This is a genomic window from Flagellimonas maritima (assembly GCF_003269425.1).
GTDB classification, from domain to species: domain Bacteria; phylum Bacteroidota; class Bacteroidia; order Flavobacteriales; family Flavobacteriaceae; genus Flagellimonas; species Flagellimonas maritima.
In genome coordinates this window covers 3,344,502-3,366,384 of record NZ_CP030104.1, presented here as the reverse complement: position 1 = coordinate 3,366,384, position 21,883 = coordinate 3,344,502, and the positions used below count along the sequence as shown (strand labels likewise).

The window sequence follows — 21,883 nt, the reverse complement described above, 5'->3', positions numbered from 1 at the left end:
ATGAAAACAATTGAAAAATTTATAAATTATCGTTTACTAGTACTTCTATTCGCCACTTTCGCTATAAGTAGTTGTAGTGATGATGACGATGCACCAGAAGAAGAAAATGATGAAGAAGTGATTACTAATGTAACCCTTATTTTCACCAATGATGCTGATCCCAACGATGTGGTTCGGGCAACAGCAGTTGATCCCGACGGAGAAGGTATAGCGGAATTAGCAGAACAAGATGAAATTACGCTTTCCGCGGATACTCAATATACTTTAACTTTTGAAATTTTGAATGCATTGGACCCAACAGATGTAGAAGATATTGGTGATGAAATTTCGGATGAAGACGATGAACACCAGATTTTCTTTAGTTTCACCACCGATGCTTTCGACAGTCCAGGAGGAAATGGCAACATAGATACAGCTTCCGATCCGATCAATTACAATGACCAAGATGAGAATGGAAATCCCGTAGGTTTGTCAACTTCTTGGACTACACCGGCCGCAAGTACAACAACAGGGGGAATATTTACTGTCAGACTTCAACACCAACCTGATCTAAAATCAGCTACAACAGGAGCTAACGATGGTGATAGTGATTTTGACTTGGATTTCGTTTTAAATATTCAATAAATACGTAAACTTAAATTAATTGAATTATTGGGGGTGGAGTTCATCCACTCCCTTTTTCTCATGAGAAGCAAAAGGACAAAAAAACGGTTTGGAATACTATTGACAGTGATACTCCTGTTTCAATTGTCATATCATACCGTACATCATGTCTTTGTTCAACATGATATTGGTATTCATGTTGAGCATAACGCTCATGATACCCAAATTGATAAAACTTCCCTAGCCTGCGAACTTTGCGCTAAATTATTGGGCCAAACCCTATACTTCTGGGTGTACCCTGCAATTTTATTAGGATTTGCGTGTGCTTTAATGCGTGTGAATTTTGATAAATCAGTTCTTAATCAGAGAGCGAATACAAATTATCTTCTTAGAGGTCCACCCTCGTCCCTAACCTAAAGACACTACTATTTCTTAAGGCAGTACGCCTTGACTTTAAAAAACGACGCTTTGTATATAAGTTCTATATATCAAAGTGATTGTAGTATCCTATCATTTAAAAATTTTAGCCACCATGATAATAACGACTGATCTTACAAAAAAATACGGTGATCAAACTGCACTTGATCATTTAAATCTAAAAGTCGATGAAGGCGAAATCTATTGTCTTCTCGGTGCCAACGGAGCTGGAAAAACCACTACCATCAATTTACTGCTTGGCTTTGTTGCACCCACGTCCGGGAGCGCTTTTATCAATCAGCTCAACGTAGCAAAAAAACCAAAAGCCACAAAACGTTTTCTGGCCTATATCCCTGAAAACCTAATGCTATACCCAAGCCTAACAGCTGTAGAAAATTTGGATTATTTCTCTGGAATTGCAGAAAAAAAGCTTTCAAAAATTGAATTAAAAGAATTTTTGGAAGACGCAGGCCTGCAACCGGAAGCCTTTAATAAACATATCTCTACTTTTTCCAAAGGAATGCGACAAAAAGTGGGCATAGCCATTGCTCTGGCAAAAGATGCCAAAGTATTACTGTTGGATGAGCCTACTTCAGGATTAGATCCCAAGGCCAGCAATGAATTTGGTCAACTACTTCAAAAATTACGTTCCAAAGGCGTCGCCACTCTAATGGCTACACATGATTTGTTCAGGGCCAAGGAAGTAGCGACTCGCATAGGTATTATGAAAAATGGCCTCCTGAAGCAAGAACTGATTGCCAATGATATATCCCTCGCATCATTGGAGCAGGCATATCTTGACACGATGAACTATAAAGAAGCGGTATTATGATTTTTAAAACATTCATCAAAGAAACCAAGGAATTTATGCGCGAAGGCCGTGTACGCATTGCTTTTGCCATTGTTTTATTGCTGCTTTCCATTGCAGTTTGGATCAGCGCAAAACAGTATCAAAATGTAAACGAACAATATGCCAGGGCCAAAACTACCGAGCGTGCTGTTTGGGACAATCAAGGAGAAAAAAATCCACATTCAGCGGCACATTATGGAACCTATGCCTTTAAACCAAAATATCCTCTTTCCTTAGTAGATCAAGGTGTAGATAAATATGCAGGAACTTCAATTTTTCTGGAGGCGCATAATCGCAATGAGGCACAATTCAGTGCAGCCGCAGATCAGACAGGTTTGGCTCGCTTTGGTGATTTGACCCCTGATTTCATTTTGCTGTTTATCATCCCCCTACTTATTGTTCTTTTAGGATATAACAGCTTTACAAAAGAGCGGGAAATGGGAACCTTGACTCTACTAAAAAGTCAGGGAATATCTAATTGGAAATGGCTAATAGGAAAGTGGACGGCTCTTTTCCTGCCAATTTTTATTATCACGGCGGTATTGTTTTTATTGGCAGGGGTTCTTTTGAGTAACCTAGATGACTTTGGAGTGCTCAATTGGAACGCGCTGCTTTTAATGTTTTTGATATATATAGGATATTATATGATTTTCACTAACATCGTTTTGATCATTTCCTCTAAAACTAAAAAATCCGGTATTTCTTTGGTCGCCTCTTTATGTGTTTGGATCATTGCTTGTTTGGTAGCACCCAAAGCAGCCAGTAACATTGCCGAAAGCAAGCATCCGTACCCGACCAGACAGGAGTTTGCTGCCAATGTGCTTCAGGATAAAAAAGAGGGGCTGGACGGGCATAATCCATGGAGCAAGGAATCCAAACTGTTGCAAGAACAGGTTTTGAGGGAATATGGCGTAGATAGTTTGCATCAACTGCCCTTTAACTTTGATGGATATCGTATGCAAAAGGGCGAAGAACACGAGGCCGAGGTCTATTTTAAGCATTATAATCATCTTAAGGACCAATACACCCAACAAGCAAGTGTCTACAAGAGTTTAGCTTTGATTTCACCTTATTTGCCCACACGGTTTCTAAGCATGGCCATTGCTCACACCGATTATGCCACACATTGGGATTTTGCAGATGCGGCAGAGGAATACCGTATTGCGACTCAAAAGTTTTTGAATAAGAATTTTGCTGAAAATTCGTCCTACGGGGACTGGAGCTATCAAGCGGATGCTGATGTTTGGGCAACATTGCCTGCTTTTGAGTACGACCCTCCTGAACTAGGTTCCATACTTTCCCGGAATACGTCCAACCTCGGAATCTTAGGAATTTGGCTTATAGCTTCCTTCGGCTTTTTATTCTTCACCACAAAAACTATCTGATCATGCTATTTTACAATTTTAAATATGAGTTAAAACTATTGCTGCGAAGCCGCTGGATACAGCTTTTGAGCATCATTTTGTTATTGCTTTTTGGTTTTGCCGCACGCAACGGTAAGGAAAAAGTGAACAAACGAACAGATAATATCGTTGCGGCCCACGAAGAAGTTAAAGAGAACGATGAAATGATGCTGAAACTATTGGATTCAGTGGAAAAAGGTTTAGAGGTAAGTGCATCGCCCTGGACCATTCCCACCAGTCCAATGGCAGTGGGCAATTACCACCCCAGGGTGGCAGCCATGGAGCCACAGCCCATGGCCTTTGTTTCTGTAGGGCAAGCGGATCTTTTTACGCACTATGTAAAACCAAAAGTATCGGGAGACGATTTTGCACTAAACTTTACTGAAATGACTAGTCCGGTTCAACTGCTCTTCGGCAGTTTTGACCTGGCATTTGTTATCGTCTACTTATTGCCATTGCTTATTATAGCCTTTTCATATAATGTACTTTCCTCCGAAAAGGAAAGTGGGTCGCTACGACTTTTGGCGGCGCAGCCTATTGGCATTCAGAATTGGGTGCTACAAAAATTTGGTCTCCGCTTTTTCTGGCTCTCCGTATTGGTCATTGGAGCGCTGATCTTCGTTTGTTTTGTATTTGGATACAATCCCTTTGCGCAGATAAAGGTGTTCTTCGGTTTGGTAGGAATCATATTGATTTATATGCTCTTTTGGTTTGCCCTAGGATTTTTGGTAAACCTTTGGGTAGGAAGTTCAGCAAAGAACGCCGTTGCACTATTGGGGCTATGGGTGATTTTCGTCCTGCTGGTACCTTCAGTGCTTAACCAGTTGGGCAATACATTATATCCTATGCCCTCGCGTACATTAATGATTAACGATATGCGTGCTTTAAAGGCAGAATCCACCAAGAAAGCAGATGAAATCTTGGATAATTACTTGCGAGACCATCCCGAATATGCACTGAATGATACTACCCAGTTTAGAGGATTCTACCATCGGTACATGGCTTCACAAAAATTAATAAGGGAAGAACTGGCCCCCGTGGTCAATACTTACGAAGAACAATTACAAAAGCAGCAAGATTGGGTGAGCAAGTTCAAATGGATTTCACCTGCCATCATTGTACAGGAAACCTTGAACCGAATGGCGGGTACTTCCACCAGAGACTATGAAAGTTATAGAAAACAAGTAGTGGCCTTTGCCAATAGTTGGAGGGAGCATTTTATGCCATTTCTTTATAATAATAAAGATTTCTCACAAAAAGATTATCCTGATTTGCCCAAGTTCACTTACATACCGCAAATTGCCTCACCCTCAATGGGAATGATAATTATACTGGTACTTTCCATTGTAGTATACCTCATGGGGATTATTGTTTATAGCAAGAAAACAAAAGCAAATATCATAACAACTTAGTAAGATGGACAAATTTAAAAGCATGCTATTAAAGCTATCACTCGTTATTGGGATGCTATCAGCATTTCAAACAGTGTTTGCACAGCAGTCTTTTCAAGGCAAAGTAATCGACGGGCTGAGCCAAGCACCATTGATGGGGGCATCTGTTTCAATAATAGGAGCAGAAAAAGGAACAGTAACCGATGGGGACGGAAACTTCGAGCTAAATGTACCCTCCTTTCCAGTAGCTATTGCGGTGTCCTATATTGGTTATGGAGCAGTAAGTATAACTCTTGAAACCAATCCAAAGGAAATTGTTATTCGTATGACAGCTGAGACCTTGAACCTGGACGGGGTGACCTTAACAGCATTGGAAGGTACAAGACGACTTTTGGAGACGCCTGCATCTGTTTCCCGTATTACTTTCGCCGATTTGGAACGTTTCGATTTTCGTTCTCCCCAACAGGCCCTAAGCACAATGCCGGGGGTTAAGGTGGAATCCACTACTATAGGTAGGTACCGAATTAGGATACGTGGGGGTAATCTGGGCATTGTTGGCCATAGTGATAGCTATAAAATGTATTGGAATGGGATACCATTAACTTCCGCAGGTGGTTTTCCACCCTTGGCCTACTTGGATATGGGTGCAGTCGGAAGCTTGGACATTATCCGTGGTCCTTCGGGGAGCATTTACGGAGGAGGTCTTGCGGGCGTTGCTTTATTTGAGAACAAAGTTCCCGAATTTGGAAAGACACAACTAAACTTAGATGGTTTTTCGGGGTCTTATGGTACTACTAGAGCTGGCATATCTTTCGCAACAGGTGGTAAAAATGGCGATTTAAGGTTGCAATACTCCAATGTGGAAACCGATGGGTATCGTGAGGAAGCATCATCTTCAAATGAATTTATCAATCTCTTCGGAAGAGTATTTCCCAACGATAAACAGACCATATCCATTGTTGGGATTTTTGGAGATAGAAGTTATGGCATTCCAGGCAACTTAACAGCGGAACAAGTAGCAGAGAATCCTAGACAATCCAATTTTTCACCAGAATTGGATAATGGATTAATCGGTCAACTTTTGATGATTGGAGCTGGGCATCAATATCGCTTTAACGATAAATGGAAGAATAATACCACATTCAACTATCAAGTATTGGAAGGATCCTTTCTTATAGGAAATGATTTTTTTGTTTCTGCCGATCAAAACACTACGACTACATTTTCACTAAGATCCGCCAACACTTATTCATTTAAACCGTTCAATTTACCGACAGATTTAGTTTTTGGAGTTGAGTATACCCGTGGTCTTGGTGATGTCGATGTATTCTCAAATGGTTTTGAAAGTCCAATAGTAAACAGTCGGGAAATCATCAATGAACTTGTTTTGGGCTTCGTCCAGGCCGAGATAAAACTTCCAGCAAGAACAACATTGACCATTGGTGGCAGCTACAATAATTTTAGATTGGATTTTCAGGAATTTCTAGATACAACTGGAATTCAGGAATTTGAGCGTAAGGTAAATGACTTTTCACCAAGAATAGGAGTGGTCAAACTACTGTCCGAAAAAATTGCTGTTCAGGGGAACATAAGTAAAGGTTTTGCACCACCACCTAGAGGCGCTTTTGAAAACAACAATCGCACAGTAAACAATGATTTGCAATCCACTATCGGTTGGAACAAAGAGTTGGGAATCAGGGGTTCCGTATTTGACGACAAGTTAAACTTTGACCTCACTTTTTACCGTATGGATGAGAATGATGTCATTGTACCACGAGTAGTGGGCACTGCGGGTAATCTTGACTTTATTGAAAATGAAAATGCAGGAGCCATTGACCGCCAGGGTATAGAATTGGCATTGCTATACAACCTGTTTGATGAAGAAAATTCGCTGTTCCCAAAAAGTCGGATATGGGCCAATTACAATTACATGGACCATACCTTTGAATCTTACAATTCATTGACCGTTGATGGAGAGGGTAATACAGTGCAGGTGAATTTTGATGGCAATAGGGTCCCTGGAATACACTTGCATAGCATTGTGGGAGGTTTAGATCTTGCTACAAAATGGGGTCTTTATTTTAATGGCACCTATAACTTCTATGATGATATATTCCTTAACAACGAAAACAGTACCAAAGACAATTCTTATCAATTGTTAGACCTTAAGCTGGGATACACCCAAGGACTGTTAGAGGGAATTCGTTTAAATGTATTTGTAGGTGTCAATAATGCCTTAGATGAAAAATATAGTCAAATGCATGGATTGAATTCGGGATTTGGTGGCTTTTTTGACCCTGGGATGGACCGGAATTATTACGTGGGAACTCGGATAGGATACACTTTCTAAATCCTCAGGAATATGCAATAATTCATAGAAATGATAGCAATTGATTTGAAAATTAATCTAAAGTATTGGATAATCAAACCTACTGATTTATGAACCGTTACAATCAATCAGAAAATATGATTACAAGTAAATATTATCGGCTTTTTTTGCTTTTCTTGTTTCTACCTGCTTTATGTGGAGGAGCTACTTTATTGGCTCAAGAAAAGGAAACTGACAATTTCCCTCCACCCGAAATACCCAGAACTATTTCAGCCACAAAAACTATAGGAAAGTTAATGATTGACGGTCGCTTAGAAGAAGCGGACTGGGAACGTGCCGAACCAATCACCAATTTCTTTCGGGTAGAGCCTGTTCAGGGCGGTCCTATAAAAAACCTGACTACGGTTAGGGTACTTTATGATGAAAAAAACCTATATGTGGGGGTATTTGCGGCAGACTCCTTAGGAAAAAAAGGAGTACGAATGCAAGATTTACGCCGTGATTTTGACAATGGGGAAAATGATGTCTTTGGCATACAAATCGATGCACAGAATACCAAACAATATGCTGTTTCCTTTCAGACCACGCCGCATGGAAATCAATTGGATTTGCAGAGTTTCAATGATAACAATACTGATGAGGACTGGAATGCTCTCTGGCGTGTACGTACCCAACGCACCGATAAAGGGTATTATGCCGAATTCGCAATTCCTTTCAAGTCTATTCGCTATGATAAACCCATTGAAGGCAAAGCTGTTGAGTGGGGCATTACATTTTATCGCCTGGCTAGAAAAGATTTCGAAAAAACAGTCTTCCCTGCTATTCCACAGTCCTTTTCTGAAAACCGGATGGTCTATGCCGCTAAACTTATAGGTCTTGAAGTGCCACCACCATCGGCAAATATTAGGGTAGAACCCTATGCGCTCTATCAATACGACGAAAACAAAACTGGAGAGGTCCTTACAGAAAAATTGAACGAACCAAAGATTGGGGGTGATGTAAAATGGGCCATAAACCCCAATGCAGTGTTGGATTTGACCATTAATACAGATTTTGCCCAAGCTGATGTTGATCGGGCCGTCAACAACCTTGAACGCTTCAATATCTTTTTCCCCGAACGGCGACAGTTCTTTTTGGAGAATTCCGGTATTTGGGCTGGAGGCGGAAATTTTCAGGTACGGCCTTTTTTCAGCCGAACCATCGGCTTGGAAAACACCTTTAATGCAGCTCCCGCACCATTGGACGCAGGGGCACGATATACCGACCGTAACGAAAATAGAACGATTGCGGCTTTGGCCGTTCGCCAAAGGGAAACCGACAACAGTACGGGCAGTACTTTTGGAGTAGCGCGTTATACCCAGAACTATGGTAAAGAAAATAACATAGGGGCGATGATCACATATCGACTGGATGATTCCTTTGATAATCTGGGTATTAATAGTCGAAACAATACCACCATCTCCATTGACGGATTGATACGGCCGAAAAGCGAGATTACCCTATCCTATTTGGTCTCCACTTCATTGGATAGTGAGACCGGGGATACAGGATTTTCGGGACGCCTCTTTGCAGGTAAACGTACCAACAATTATTATATGGGTTATCTCAATGCCTTTGTCAGTGAAGATTATGCACCTGATATGGGTTTTGTATTTCAAAAAGATGTGATGTACCATAGTCCAGGGGGTTATGCAATTCTCAGACCAAAATGGCTTCCCTTTGTACGCCGATGGGATCCTGGGGCTTTCTTTAACTATTACCATGATTTTGAGGATTTTGGTAATTTTCAGCAATCAAGCCTTTACATCTTTCCCATTTTTACTTGGTTTAAGGACAACAGTTTTGTAGAGGCCTCCTTTACCCCTACTTGGCAAAATATTAATTTTGATTTTGCACCACTCGGACTTCAAATTGCACAAGGCGATTACAGTTACACGCGATATGTTTTGAAATATAACACCGACCAGTCCAAGAAATTCTCGGGGTCTATCGGTTACGATTTTGGTGACTTTTATAATGGTACAAGAAATACTCTTGAAGGAGGTTTGCGATATGCCCCTTTGCCCCATATTGCGCTGACCGCCGATTATGAGTACAATAACATTAATAATGTGGGAGTGGCAAGCAATGACCTGGATACTCGATTGTACACTGGAGGACTGCGCGTAGCACTCAATCCAAGGGTACAACTCTCTACCTTTTACCAGTACAATAGTTTTGATGAACAAGGCCGCTGGAACGTACGCTTTAGTTGGGAATATATGCCCTTATCTTTCATTTATCTGGTATTTAATGATACCCAAACGGATTTATTCGACCCTATTCAGCAGAGTACACAATTTATCAGTAAAATCACTTTTTTAAAACAGTTTTGAGATGAATGTACGCGAACTTAGCTATCTGGTGATAGTACTGTTGTTGACTTCTTGTCAAGAAAAGGTCCGGAAAAGCTACGATGCTTCAATCGTTGATCGAGAGAAAATCGATGAAGCTTTTAATCATAACGTATCCCAAGTAAGCTTCAACCATTTGTATGTTGTCTTGGATAGCGTTACCTACAGCCAATTCACACAACATGATTTTTTAAAGGAGACTTATTCCTCCATTGATGGTGGATTACCCGATTTTAAGGCTGTTGACGACCGCACGACCTCGTGCTACCTCAGGGGGCATAAGCATTTTATAGAACTTTTGGGACCAAACAATGAATATAACGAGCCTGTGGGCAAAAGTGGAATCGGTTTTGCCCTTCGTAACAAAGGCGAGCATTTTCACTTAGGGGTGACACCTAAATTGAAACAAACGGGAAAACCATATTTAAATTTTTCCGAAACAGTTGAAGTGCCACTTCGGAAAGAAAACATTACGTGGTTCAAGGCTTTTTATTCCCCAACTTCCAGAACCTCTCTTCACACTTGGTATGCATTTTACAATCCAGCATTTTTGGATGGTCTACACCAAAAGGAACATCGAGAATACTCTCGGGAAGCCTTTTTAAAAGTATCCTATAGCAAAAAACAGTTATTTGAAGGTATCACCGGCATCATCATGACTTGTACGCTCAAAGATTATAAACGAATTGCTCAAGAAATGCGCCAACTGGGTTGCAAGCTACTATCAAAGAAAGACAAATCATTGAAGATTGCAAGTGGGGATATCTCCATTACTATCACACCTTCCGATACCATAGCATTCAGTCGTATTAACGAGATTCATTGCAGTTTAAATACCGCTGATACCAGTATCACCAAACTGGGCAACCTCACAATTTCCAATATGGGCAACCAATCTATATGGAACTTGAAAAACCTTTATAAAGATTATCCTTAAATACAATTCATAATACTAAAAACAACAAAAATGAAAATGAACACACCACAGATTTTTGCAATGCTACTTTTATTTGCCGCAACCATTTCTTGCAAGCAGCAGAAAAAGGATACCGTTGATAAGAAAGCTGCCGAGCAATCCCTTAAAGTTGCGGACGAAACCACAAATACAAGTATTGAATTGGTAAAACTAGAAGGCTCCCCGGCCTATGAAGATGCCACTTTGGAGCTGCAATCCCTGAGTGACGGCACGATTGCCAAAGGCGGAGAAGCCAAATTTGACTTTATGGTAAGTGACTATGAACTGGGCGCCCAAACGGATGGTCCCAATGCCGAACTATTAGCGAATTCAGGTAAGGGACAGCACATCCACTTTATTTTGAACAACCAACCCTATTCCGCACACTATGAACCTACATTTTCAAAAGAAATCCCTGATGGAGTGCATCATCTAGTGGCTTTTTTAAGCCGCTCTTACCACGAATCGGTAAAAAACGAAAATTCGATGGTCGTAAAAAAATTGGAAGTTGGTGAGAATCCAGTTGATTCTAATGGATTGGATATGGATGCCCCAACACTTATCTACAGTCGGCCCAAAGGGGAATATTTGGGAGCCGATACAAAGCGTCTGCTATTGGATTTTTTTGTGCTCAACACCACCCTTTCAGAAGACGGGAATAAAGTAAGGGCCACCATCAACGGTGAAGAATTTGTGATTACGGAATGGGCCCCACATATCATTATCGGGTTGCCGATGGGCGAAGTTATCATTCAATTGGAATTAATCGATTCACAAGGCAATCCTATTCCAGGCCCTTTCAACAAAGTCGTAAGGACGGTCACATTAAAGTCATAAAAAACACTTTCAAACAAACAATCAAATCAGATGGCCATTTCATTAAAATTTTCCGCTCAGTCAGACACATGGGGTTCTTTTGCCAGTAGCTTGTGCCTTGTACATTGCTTGGCCACCCCTTTTTTATTTGCTGCACATACAGGTCACGTGCAGGGTCATCACAGCAGTCCATTTTGGTGGGGGTTTCTGGATATACTTTTTATAATTATATCACTTTTAGCGGTGTTTTGGTCGGTAAGAAACACTTCAAAATACTGGATGAAATTTGCCTTATGGGTTTCTTGGATATTTCTTGCAACGGTTATCTTGAATGAAAAGCTGGAACTGGTTCTGCTTGCCGAGGAAATAATCTACGTACCCTCCCTCGCTTTGGTGGTATTGCATCTTTATAATAGAAAATACTGTCAATGTGGAAATAATGGATGTTGTGCCAATGCACTACCAACCAAGAATGAATAATAAAAAAACCGGCGGTCTTTGACTATTATAAAAGACCGCCGGTTTTTTATGTTAAGTGTAGCCTTTTTTATTCAGAAGTTTCTACACTATCAAGCTTACTCATCAATGTTTCATGGTCATCCATAATAACACCATGTTCATTTTCCATTTTTGAGTGTTCATCCATCATTGTTTGATGGGCTTTTTTCATTTCTTCAAGTTGTGCCCTCATTTCAATCGCAGTCATATCCCCAAAGTCAGATTTTAAATCTTTATGGGCTTTTATCATTTTATCATGACCAGCCAAAACTGCATCATGCTGTTTCAAAATCACTTCATGACGAGCAACATCTTCCAAAACAGTGGAATCCTTAATTTCCATGTTGTTTAGTTTAGATTTGAATTGTTCGTGCTTGTCCATCATCTGATTATGGGTGGACTGAAATTCGCTATGGATTTTTTCAATACTGTCATTTTGCATTTGTAACTCGTCCAATTGTTCTGAAAGCACTTTCTTTTCGTCGTTGCAGGCGGCGAAAACAAATAGAACCGTTAATGTGTAAATTATTTTTCTCATTGTTTTAATTGTTTATGTTTTGGGGTAATTTATAAAAAATTATTGAGTCGGCTTGCTCTTATGAAATTATGTTTAATTGATATAATAATCATACTTTACTTCTTTTCAATGAGATAAGTATAAATCCATGTAAGGGTAAAAGTGGGAATAATATCCAGGCCAGGTACTAATTCTTCAACAAAAGTAACTGCACCTGCTGCCTGACCAACTTTGCCCTCATACATTCGCGTCATAATCCAAGCTGCCAAGGGAGCCCAAATTACATCAGAAAACTCACCAATTCCAGGAATGGCAAAAGATAACATTCCGATGCCATCAAACAATAATCCTAAAAGAAGGTTTCGATACTTTAGGTTTTTTTCTATTGCCATTGAGGAAAAATAGCAAATAGGAACGACTTGAAAAAATTAACTAGGATAAATCCGATCCAATAAGTTTAAGAAACTCGTTCCTCGTTTCTATTTTTTCAAACTGTCCCCTAAATCCTGATGTGGTCGTAACGGAATTCTGTTTCTGTACGCCGCGCATCATCATGCACATATGCGAAGCCTCGATAACGACTGCAACACCTTTAGGTTTTAGTGTATTGTTGAGACATTCCAGAATATCATGTGTCAAACGTTCTTGCACCTGTAATCTCCTTGCAAAAACATCTACGATTCGTGGAATTTTGCTCAGTCCAACAATATGTCCATTGGGTATGTAAGCCACATGGGCTTTACCAAAAAATGGGAGCATGTGATGTTCGCACAAAGAGTACAGCTCAATATTTTTTATAATAACCATATCGTCGTATTCTTCCTCGAACATTGCACCTTTTAAAATCTCTGCTGCGTCTTGTTGATACCCCTGTGTTAAAAACAGCATCGCTTTGGCCGCACGTTCTGGGGTTTTTAAAAGTCCATCACGGCTGACATCCTCCCCTATCTCTCCGATAATTTTTGAGAAACGTTCTTTGATATCATTGGTAATAGTGATATTATATTCTTCCATGTTTTGATATGGTGCCATAGATCTATTTAACAGTATTTAGTTTATTTGAAAAATATTTATTCAATTTCTTGATTTTAGGGTCGATTATGAATTGACAATAAGGTTGATTTGAGTTATCATTATAATAATTCTGATGATCCTCCTCAGCTAGGTAAAATTCTTTTTCTTCAGAAATTGCAGTTACTATTGGAGAACTGAATACATTTTCCCTTTCCAAAAGTGCTATAAACTCCCCTGCCTTTTTTTCTTGCTCCCTATTTGTGTAAAAAATTTCGCTTCTGTATTGTGTGCCAACATCATTGCCCTGCCTATTTAGTGTGGTAGGGTCATGTGTGGCAAAAAATACTTCTAACAGCTCCTCATAAGAAATTAAAGTAGGGTCAAATTCTATTTTTATAGCTTCGGCATGGCCGGTCCTACCTGTGCATATTTCTCTGTATGCAGGATTTTTTATTGTTCCGCCCGTATAACCGGAAGTTACTTCTTGTACCCCATTAAGTCTTTGGAAGACAGCTTCAGTACACCAAAAACAACCACCAGCGAATATGGCGGTTTCTAAAGAATCTTTATTTTGTTCATTCATTTCAATGTAAAGTTAAACAAAGTTAGTGATTTCACTGCTCAAAAACTATGATAAAATTTTATAAGTAGTCGCACTATCACACTAAAACTTTAATTAAAACTTCCGATTTTTGTTTGTACAGTCGCTAGGGTTCATACCACAGCATTAAAAATACTTATGATAAAGGCCAGCAATATTAAAAAAAGTTACGGAAATCTACAGGTTTTAAAAGGTGTTGATCTAGAAATAAAAAAAGGCGAGATCGTATCTATTGTAGGAGCTTCAGGGGCAGGCAAAACAACTTTATTACAAATTTTGGGCACGTTGGATGCACCAATAAATATGGAGGACAGCTTTTTGTCCATCAATGATATTATTGTTACACAACTCAATGATAAAAATCTGGCACGTTTTAGAAATGAACATATCGGTTTCATTTTTCAGTTTCATCAATTATTACCGGAATTTACCGCATTGGAAAATGTTTGTATCCCCGCATTTATAAAGAGGACTCCAAAGACGGAAGCAGAAAAAAGGGCAAAAGAGCTTTTGGATTTCTTGGGGCTATCAGATAGATATCATCATAAACCCAATGAATTGTCAGGTGGTGAGCAACAGCGTGTGGCCGTGGCCCGTTCTTTGATCAACAACCCTTCTGTAATTCTTGCTGATGAGCCAAGTGGTAATCTGGATTCTGAAAGTGCGGACAATCTTCACAAACTTTTTTTTGAGCTCCGTGATGAATTTGGACAGACCTTTGTTTTGGTCACTCATAATCTGGAGTTGGCGGATATGGCCGATAGAAAGTTGACCATGGTAGACGGTTTGATCGTTTCTTGATTTTATATTATGACCAAAACTGAACTAAAGACTTTTTTGGACGAAAAGGTAGCACAATACAATCATCCCAAGTTTTTAGAAGAAGACCCGCTACAAATTCCACATCGCTTCTCCAAAAAAGAGGATATTGAAATCAGTGGTTTTTTAACCGCAACCATAGCTTGGGGAAACCGAAAAAGTATTATTAATAATGCGTCAAGATTAATGGAACTTCTGGACAATGCCCCCCATGATTTTGTACTCAACCATTCAGAAACGGATTTGGAAAAATTGATTCCTTTTGTGCATAGAACCTTTAACGGTCATGATTTACAGTATTTTATAAAAAGTCTTCAAAATATCTATATCAATCATGATGGCCTGGAATCAATATTTGTAAAACATCAGAATACAGACTCGCTACAATCTGCCATATCCAATTTTAAAATCCAATTTTTTGAATTGCCCCATGAGATTAGAACCATGAAACATGTTTCTGATCCCATTAAAGGCTCAGCAGCAAAACGAATCAATATGTTCCTGCGATGGATGGTAAGGGATGGAAGCACGGGCGTGGATTTTGGTATCTGGAAAAGTTTAAAACCAAATCAACTCTCATGTCCGCTGGATGTTCATTCTGGCAATGTTGCCAGAAAACTAAAATTACTGCGACGAAAACAAAACGATGCCAAGGCCCTGGAAGAACTCGATAGAAACTTGAGAAAACTAGATCCAATGGACCCGGTTAAATATGATTTCGCACTTTTTGGACTTGGGGTGTTCGAAAAATTTTAGTACTCCTCTCCTATTTCAACATCGGTTAGCGTTTTCATAAAAACAACTAGTGCCTTTTCTTCTTGTTTTGTCAATTGAAGGTTATCAAATGGAAGGGTTTGATAGGGCAAATCGAAACCTAGTCCTCCACCCCCGCCAAGATTGTAAAAATTCATGACTTCTTCCAAGGTATTATATACTCCATTGTGCATATAGGGTGCTGTAACTTCAGAATTCCTGACTGTTGGTGTTTTAAACATCCCCTTGTAGACTTCCAGCTGTGAATTTGGCAATAAATAAAATCCCAAGTCATCATCCAATTCATTATTGGCAGCAGTTTCAGGAACACCAATAACTTCTTTTTCATGTTCTGAAAAGAAAGGTGGAACGGTACCATTGGTCAATGGAATAAAATGACAGGTGGCGCATAATGCTTTTCCCATATACAAATTGAAACCCAATTTTTCTTGTTCAGTAAAAGAATCTTCTTCACCACGGATGTTACGGTCAAACTTGGAATTAAAACCTTTTAGTGTAGCAATATAAGAGGAAATGGCACGAACTATAGTTGTGTTTTTTGTTCCAATACCTCCATAGGCCTCTTTAAATAGTTCTGCATAAGTGGAATCGATTAAAATTTCTTTTGAAAATTCATGCACCGAACTATTGAACTCTTTTTTATTGTTAAATACCGCATTTATTTGATTCAGAATTGTTGGGGCCCTACCCTCCCAAAAAAAACTTTGTTGATATGCTGCATTGATCAACGTTGGTGTATTTCTTTTCAATGGTTTGCCAATATTGTCTTTGTTCACTACCATTCCGTCCGCCCAACCTTTTTTAGGATTATGGCAGGTAACACAGGCCATCTTTCCACTTTTGGATAAGTTGGCGTCAAAAAAGAGTTTTTTTCCTAGGGCAATTCGTTTTTCGGTAGGATTTCTATTTACGGGAGGTGTAAAAAATTCAACATTGAACGAATCTTCCTCAAAAAAGGTCGGCGCATCAAAATTAAAGGGCTTACTATTAACAGGTTTCCAGATATCTGCTGTTTTTCTAATTTCTACCCAGTTTCGGGTAATGGGATTCATGAAATCCCGAATAAAGGTAAATCTGTCAAAAGTTTCAAAGTTTGGATTGGCATTAAGATAATTTACCGCTTTATCAATATTTTTATGAAATGTGCTGTCAAGTTTCTGATTTTTGGCTGTTACAAGACTCCGAATACTGCTATTGTAAATCTCTTTTAGGCTTTGCAGAGAAATTGTTGTTTCACCTAGGCCCAATTGACTAACAGGAGTGTCGAATCCTGAAATTCCCAGACTTATTATCCGCATTAATTGTTGATGTGTAGCTATAAAAAAACGTTGTGGCGTCAATTCCCTTTTTTGAATATTTTTCTTAAGATTTTTGAAAAGACCGTGGGTAAGTCGTATTTCTTTTTGATATTGCTCTTTACTTTCTCCACCTTCATAGATGCTTTCCTCAATTTTTTGAAGTCCAAATGGGCGCAGAACTTTCTGGGTATCATCCGTTACTATGGGCAATGCCGGACCGTTGGCCCTATGCCCTACTTCAGGGTTTAGGTAAGAGGCATAAGGTTCAGCCCTTTTAAAAGCTTGTCTGGTTTTTATAAACCATTTTTTAGCTTGGGGACTGTCTGATTCAAATTTTGCAAGACTATCCAGATAAGACATTGCATCAGTCATGTTTTGTAGGTAGTGTGCCTGTGCCAAAGACCAATTTATTTCAACTTTAGAGGAAGTTTGTTGATTGTCTACCAGTGTGTATTTTTGCTCATTTTTACATGAGCATAATAGTATGCAAAGTGTAAGAATGAGAGCAATCTTTTGAAATGTCATTGTCTAGTACTTAATATTTGGTAAGCATGAAAAGACCTCCACCAAGTGAAGGTCTCTTTATTCAATAATATCGTTAAGGAATAGTTATCTAGGCAATCCTTTAAGCAGAACTATTTGTCCACCTTGGTCATCTTCACGGCCATTGACCAAATCCCCTGTCAAACCAGTTTTTGTTCTCCAATCATGACCATCAACGTTTTGAAAGTCAGGGCTCTCCCAATAATGGGGCTGAAGATTAAGAATAAATGTATTTGGCTCTCCAATTTTATCTGAAATATCTTCTAAATTGCCATATTCACCACTAAAGCCTGTGCTTCCTGTAGGATCTAAATCTTGTCGAACAACAAATTCGAGAACTTCTTTAATATTGTTCCCATTTAAATCCGACTGATAGATATAAGCTGAATGTCCTCTGGAAAAAGAATTTGGGTCTTCTTGGACATATACAAAATTTTCCGTGACACAGATATTGTCAGGGCTCTGCAAGCTTGCCAAGTTACCATCCATGTTGTTGGTATCTGTATTGCCACTGATAATCTGGGTCAATTTACCTGTTAAGGGAGAGTCCTCATCCAATTCCAGTTTGTAAACGGTACCCCAATCATTATAAGTATCCCTGCCCGGACCTCTACCGGTAACCGCGAAAAATACATTTCTGGCATTTTCATCAACTCCTTTTTGATAATCAACATCTTCTACTCTCATAAAAGCAGAAGCATTTATGTCTATACATGCTGTTTCCATTTCATCCTTGGTCAAGGATGCACCATTTTCTATTTTAACAAACTCTACGTCATAAGTAGTTCCTAAATCCAGATTTTCTTCGGTATAGATTGTACCGTCCAATGCATTCATCGTACCCCCTGCACCATCGGAAACTTGCTTAAACCTTAATACATAGATTTCACCACCCGTTAAGTCTGCATTACCATTTTTAGAATAATATAAAGTCACCTGACCTTCTGAACCGCTGGAGTCATCATCACCACCGACGATGACCGTTTTTCCAGAGTAGGTGTTTTTTGGCAATGGAACCGCATTTTCCCATGCAAATTCACCTAAAGCGTCCAAGCCAAAGTCTGCTGTTGGAGTGGCGGCTGCGTAAGGATCTAAACCTTTAACGTCATAGTGAAAGCGCTCCGACGCGGAAAGAAATAAATCTGATGAGCCACCATGTATATCAGCTTCCCACATGGTTCCTGAACACTGGCGTGCAAAATCTTCCACTCCCGAATTTAATATCCATTCTCCTTCGGTCGGGTTCATGTACTCATCAAAATAAATACGGGAAATTGCATAATCATCCTCGGCATTGGCAAGATAAATGTATCCCGACCCTGATGGGTTTCGTAAAAAACCACCACCATCTTGTGCACCTACCAATTTGAAACCATTACTGAGAGTTTCTGTTGAACTGATAAGAGAATAAGCTTGTACAAAATTGAACTGTGGTTTCATTGCGACCAAAGGTTCCAACTCAGACTTGTTTTCGAAAATGGTGCCTTTTGGTTCGTCGTCGTCACCGCCGCCTACAAAATCATCAATTTTGTCACAGGATGTTACAGCGACCAGGACTCCCATTAGTACTAAATTTTTAAGTGTTCTCATTTGTGTTTTAAGGTTTAGAAGTAAATTTTATTAAAGGATTCTTAACAAAAATACCACTGAGGACACCTAAGCATCGTTAACTAAATGTGGTCATAATCGAAACTAAACTTCATTATAATGTTAAAAAGTTAAGGAAGTGTTATTAATTAGACAAAGTCTTAATAGTGAGGAAAAATCATCCTCCAAAACCATATTCAGGTTTAAAATCAAAATCAATTTTCTTTCCACCCTGCGCGATAGACTCATAAATCGCCTCTACGATTACCATATCCCTTCTGCCCATTTCGCCTGGCGCCCTATTTGGTTTTCCGTACAGAATATGTTCTGCAAAGTCATCCATTTGTAGCTTTTGTTGGCTTTCCTGTGGAAATTCGAGTTTTCCATTTGAAGTTCTTCCTGCCAAGGGAATATAGGTGGACGCAGGGTCCAGCTCAAACCATCCATGATCACAAGAAGCATAAAGTCGGTTAGCCCGAGCATTATGCGAAGTCATGATATTTCCAACCGCGCCACTTGGGAATTCAAATTGGGCTGTAATGGTCTCATCGGTTTCTTTAAAGTATTCAGGTCGCGTACTAAATTCTTGAGCAGAAACTGAGTTCGGATTTTCCCCTGTTCCATAAATAATACTTTGAATGGCATAAACACCCATGTTCATTAGCGCTCCACCACCAGATAATTTTTTGTTCAAACGCCATTGGTCAGGGTTAGAAGAGGACCTGTATGCGGCATCCGCCGTAATATAATTGACAGCACCGAATGTTTTTTCCTTTACAAAACGTTTTACTTCTTGGGTATATGGTTCTGAATGTAAGCGATACCCCATGCCAAGCTTTACATTAGCTTTTTTACACGCATTTATGATGGCGTCGCATTCTGGAACGGTAATGGCCATAGGTTTTTCACAAATAACATGTTTTCCTGCTCTAGCGGCACGGATGCAAAAATCAGCATGCATACTATTCGGTAATACCACATATACAATATCGATAGTATTATTCTTGGCGATAGTATCAAAATTCTGATAGTTGTATATATTCGCTTTTGGAATAGCATAATTGTCTGCCCAAATCTGTTCTTTTTCTGAAGTACCTGTAACAATTCCCGCCAAATAACAATGTTCCGTATCCAATAAAGCAGGTGCAAGTTGATATGTACTATAGCTTCCTAGTCCAACTAAAGCAATACCTAATTTCTTTTTGTTTTGTGCATTACCCATTGCACATGCCATTGGAGTTGTAGCCAATAGGGCAGCACCTCCAACTCCTTTCGCCAAGGTTGTGCCAAAATCTCTTCTTGATATTTGTTTCATGGAAAGTTTTTTTATTGATGATCAATAAATTTAAAAAGAAATATGGTTAGCCGTCTTAAGACGGAATAGTATACATCGACCTAGACTCGCCTACTTTCCCTTTGGAGTGCTTTTAAGATGATATTGGAAACAATATTCAATTCATAAAGGAATATTCGTGAAGTCAATGAGTTGAAATAAAGGCAGATTTCAAAACAGTCGTAATTCTATACGTATAGGAAGATTGTCACACAAAATCCCTATTTTTAAGTCCATGCTAATTCAAAATATATATGAAAAAAATCAGCCTTACTCTTTGTGTTTTATTATGTAGTGCAATTACTGTTGCACAAAACAGGAAACTACCGATTGACACGACTATTACCACACAGCACAATGTAACTATAAACGGAACAAGTTTTGGTTATACCGCTACCACGGGAACCCAGCCTGTTTGGGATGAAATGGGAGAACCCACAGCTTCGTTGCATTATACCTATTATACAAGGAATAACGTTAAGAATAGAGCCGAACGACCCTTGTTGATTTCCTTTAATGGTGGACCCGGTTCAGGTTCGGTCTGGATGCATCTTGCGTATACGGGCCCACGTACACTTAAGATTGATGATGAGGGCTATCCCGTTCAGCCCTACGGTGTAAAAGAAAATCCATTTTCTGTTCTTGATGTTACGGATATTGTATATGTAAATCCAGCAAATACAGGGTATTCACGAACAATACCTGAAAAAGGCGAAAAGGTGGATAGGGACAAATTTTTTGGAATCAATGCGGATATTAAATATTTGGCTGAATGGCTTAATACATTTGTGACCAGAAACAACCGCTGGCGTTCACCTAAATATATTATTGGGGAAAGTTATGGAGGAACACGTGTCATGGGACTTTCTTTGGCGCTACAAAATCAACAATGGATGTACCTTAATGGCGTAATTATGGTTTCGCCTGCCGATTACAAGGTGATACGTGTTGGAGGACCCGTATCAAGCGCTTTGAATTTGCCCTATTATACCGCAGCAGCATGGCACCATAAGGCATTGCCGTCAGATTTGCAAAGCAAGGATTTGTTGGAGGTCTTACCCGAGTCTGAAGCATATACCATCAATACACTTATTCCTGCAATCGCAAAAGGTGGTTTTATTTCTGATGCAGAACGTAACAGTGTGGCTAAAAAAATGGCGCAATATTCCGGTTTGAAAGAAAAAGATATCCTAGATCATAATTTGGACGTACCTACCCGATTTTTCTGGAAGAACCTGTTGAAAGAAAAAGGTGGGTATACCGTTGGGCGATTGGACAGTAGGTATTTGGGAATGGACAAACAGCTTTCCGGAAACAGCCCGGATTACAATTCGGAAATTACATCTTGGTTACACAGTTTTACACCCGCCATCAATTATTATCTGCAAGAAGAGCTCAACTTTAAAACAGATATAAAGTACAATATGTTTGGGCCTGTTCATCCTTGGAACAATGAAGATGATGAGACCAGAGACAATCTTCGCCAGGCCATGTCACAGAACCCTTATCTAAATGTTTTGGTGCAATCAGGCTATTATGATGGTGCCACTACCTATTTTAATGCCAAATACACTATGTGGCAGGTTGACCCAAGTGGTCGCATGAAAGATAGGTTCGAGTTTAAAGGCTATCGCTCCGGACATATGATGTATCTGAGACGTGAAGATTTGCAAAAGGCAAATGATGATATAAGATCCTTTATTTTAAGGACTACCACAAAAGGAAAAAGTGCAAAATATTAA

The 21,883-nt window shown here is 39.4% G+C and carries 19 protein-coding genes; 12 read left to right on the top strand and 7 right to left on the bottom strand.

The window, feature by feature from the left end:
- From HME9304_RS14905 to HME9304_RS14860, 9 genes are all read left to right on the top strand, one after another.
- Window positions 1-624 (top strand): GTP cyclohydrolase, encoded by a 624-nt coding sequence (locus HME9304_RS14905; RefSeq protein WP_112379336.1) that lies wholly within the window; start codon window positions 1-3, stop codon window positions 622-624.
- A gap of 511 nt (window positions 625-1,135) precedes the next feature.
- On the top strand, window positions 1,136-1,852 hold the full coding sequence (locus tag HME9304_RS14895) for an ABC transporter ATP-binding protein (protein ID WP_112379334.1): 717 nt from the start codon (window positions 1,136-1,138) through the stop codon (window positions 1,850-1,852).
- Window positions 1,849-3,255, top strand: a complete 1,407-nt coding sequence (locus HME9304_RS14890) for an ABC transporter permease (RefSeq protein ID WP_112379333.1) — start codon at window positions 1,849-1,851, stop codon at window positions 3,253-3,255. Before HME9304_RS14895 ends, HME9304_RS14890 begins: the two co-directional genes overlap by 4 nt.
- A gap of 2 nt (window positions 3,256-3,257) precedes the next feature.
- Window positions 3,258-4,685, top strand: coding sequence for a DUF3526 domain-containing protein (locus tag HME9304_RS14885; RefSeq protein WP_112379332.1), 1,428 nt, complete (start codon window positions 3,258-3,260; stop codon window positions 4,683-4,685).
- A gap of 4 nt (window positions 4,686-4,689) precedes the next feature.
- Entirely contained in the window at window positions 4,690-7,014 is a 2,325-nt protein-coding gene (locus HME9304_RS14880; protein ID WP_112379331.1) for a TonB-dependent receptor, read from the top strand.
- Window positions 7,015-7,103: 89 nt separating this feature from the next.
- Window positions 7,104-9,368, top strand: coding sequence for a DUF5916 domain-containing protein (locus HME9304_RS14875; protein WP_239023313.1), 2,265 nt, complete (start codon window positions 7,104-7,106; stop codon window positions 9,366-9,368).
- Between the two features lies 1 nt (window position 9,369).
- Entirely contained in the window at window positions 9,370-10,323 is a 954-nt protein-coding gene (locus tag HME9304_RS14870) for a DUF5829 family protein (RefSeq protein ID WP_112379330.1), read from the top strand.
- Between the two features lie 30 nt (window positions 10,324-10,353).
- Window positions 10,354-11,178: a hypothetical protein gene (locus HME9304_RS14865; protein ID WP_112379329.1), complete on the top strand. Its 825-nt coding sequence runs from the start codon at window positions 10,354-10,356 to the stop codon at window positions 11,176-11,178.
- 30 nt (window positions 11,179-11,208) lie between these two features.
- The gene (locus HME9304_RS14860; protein WP_112379328.1) at window positions 11,209-11,637 is read left to right on the top strand and encodes a MerC domain-containing protein; all 429 of its coding nucleotides are present in this window, start codon (window positions 11,209-11,211) and stop codon (window positions 11,635-11,637) included.
- Window positions 11,638-11,704: 67 nt separating this feature from the next.
- Here the strand turns inward: HME9304_RS14860 and HME9304_RS14855 are convergent, their stop codons facing one another.
- The 4 genes from HME9304_RS14855 to msrA form a co-directional block, all read right to left on the bottom strand.
- On the bottom strand, window positions 11,705-12,193 hold the full coding sequence (locus tag HME9304_RS14855) for a hypothetical protein (protein WP_112379327.1): 489 nt from the start codon (window positions 12,191-12,193) through the stop codon (window positions 11,705-11,707).
- A gap of 95 nt (window positions 12,194-12,288) precedes the next feature.
- Window positions 12,289-12,564: a hypothetical protein gene (locus HME9304_RS14850; RefSeq protein WP_112379326.1), complete on the bottom strand. Its 276-nt coding sequence runs from the start codon at window positions 12,562-12,564 to the stop codon at window positions 12,289-12,291.
- 40 nt (window positions 12,565-12,604) lie between these two features.
- The gene (gene folE / locus HME9304_RS14845) at window positions 12,605-13,204 is read right to left on the bottom strand and encodes a GTP cyclohydrolase I FolE (protein ID WP_112379325.1); all 600 of its coding nucleotides are present in this window, start codon (window positions 13,202-13,204) and stop codon (window positions 12,605-12,607) included.
- 4 nt (window positions 13,205-13,208) lie between these two features.
- On the bottom strand, window positions 13,209-13,769 hold the full coding sequence (gene msrA / locus HME9304_RS14840) for a peptide-methionine (S)-S-oxide reductase MsrA (protein WP_112379324.1): 561 nt from the start codon (window positions 13,767-13,769) through the stop codon (window positions 13,209-13,211).
- A gap of 156 nt (window positions 13,770-13,925) precedes the next feature.
- Between msrA and HME9304_RS14835 the strand changes: the two genes are divergently transcribed.
- Both HME9304_RS14835 and HME9304_RS14830 read left to right on the top strand, forming a co-directional pair.
- Window positions 13,926-14,588: an ABC transporter ATP-binding protein gene (locus tag HME9304_RS14835; RefSeq protein ID WP_112379323.1), complete on the top strand. Its 663-nt coding sequence runs from the start codon at window positions 13,926-13,928 to the stop codon at window positions 14,586-14,588.
- Between the two features lie 9 nt (window positions 14,589-14,597).
- Window positions 14,598-15,362: a TIGR02757 family protein gene (locus HME9304_RS14830; RefSeq protein WP_112379322.1), complete on the top strand. Its 765-nt coding sequence runs from the start codon at window positions 14,598-14,600 to the stop codon at window positions 15,360-15,362.
- On the opposite strand, the gene HME9304_RS14825 is transcribed toward HME9304_RS14830, so the two are convergent.
- From HME9304_RS14825 to HME9304_RS14815, 3 genes are all read right to left on the bottom strand, one after another.
- Window positions 15,359-17,203, bottom strand: a complete 1,845-nt coding sequence (locus HME9304_RS14825; protein ID WP_112379321.1) for a cytochrome-c peroxidase — start codon at window positions 17,201-17,203, stop codon at window positions 15,359-15,361. The genes HME9304_RS14830 and HME9304_RS14825 overlap by 4 nt on opposite strands.
- Before the next feature lie 84 nt (window positions 17,204-17,287).
- The gene (locus HME9304_RS14820) at window positions 17,288-18,811 is read right to left on the bottom strand and encodes a PhoX family protein (protein WP_239023312.1); all 1,524 of its coding nucleotides are present in this window, start codon (window positions 18,809-18,811) and stop codon (window positions 17,288-17,290) included.
- Window positions 18,812-18,986: 175 nt separating this feature from the next.
- Window positions 18,987-20,123, bottom strand: a complete 1,137-nt coding sequence (locus HME9304_RS14815; RefSeq protein WP_112379320.1) for a Gfo/Idh/MocA family protein — start codon at window positions 20,121-20,123, stop codon at window positions 18,987-18,989.
- 272 nt (window positions 20,124-20,395) lie between these two features.
- On the opposite strand from HME9304_RS14815, the gene HME9304_RS14810 reads away from it, so the two are divergent.
- Window positions 20,396-21,883 carry a S10 family peptidase gene (locus tag HME9304_RS14810; RefSeq protein ID WP_112379319.1) on the top strand — a complete coding sequence of 496 codons (1,488 nt, stop codon included), beginning with the start codon at window positions 20,396-20,398 and terminating at the stop codon, window positions 21,881-21,883.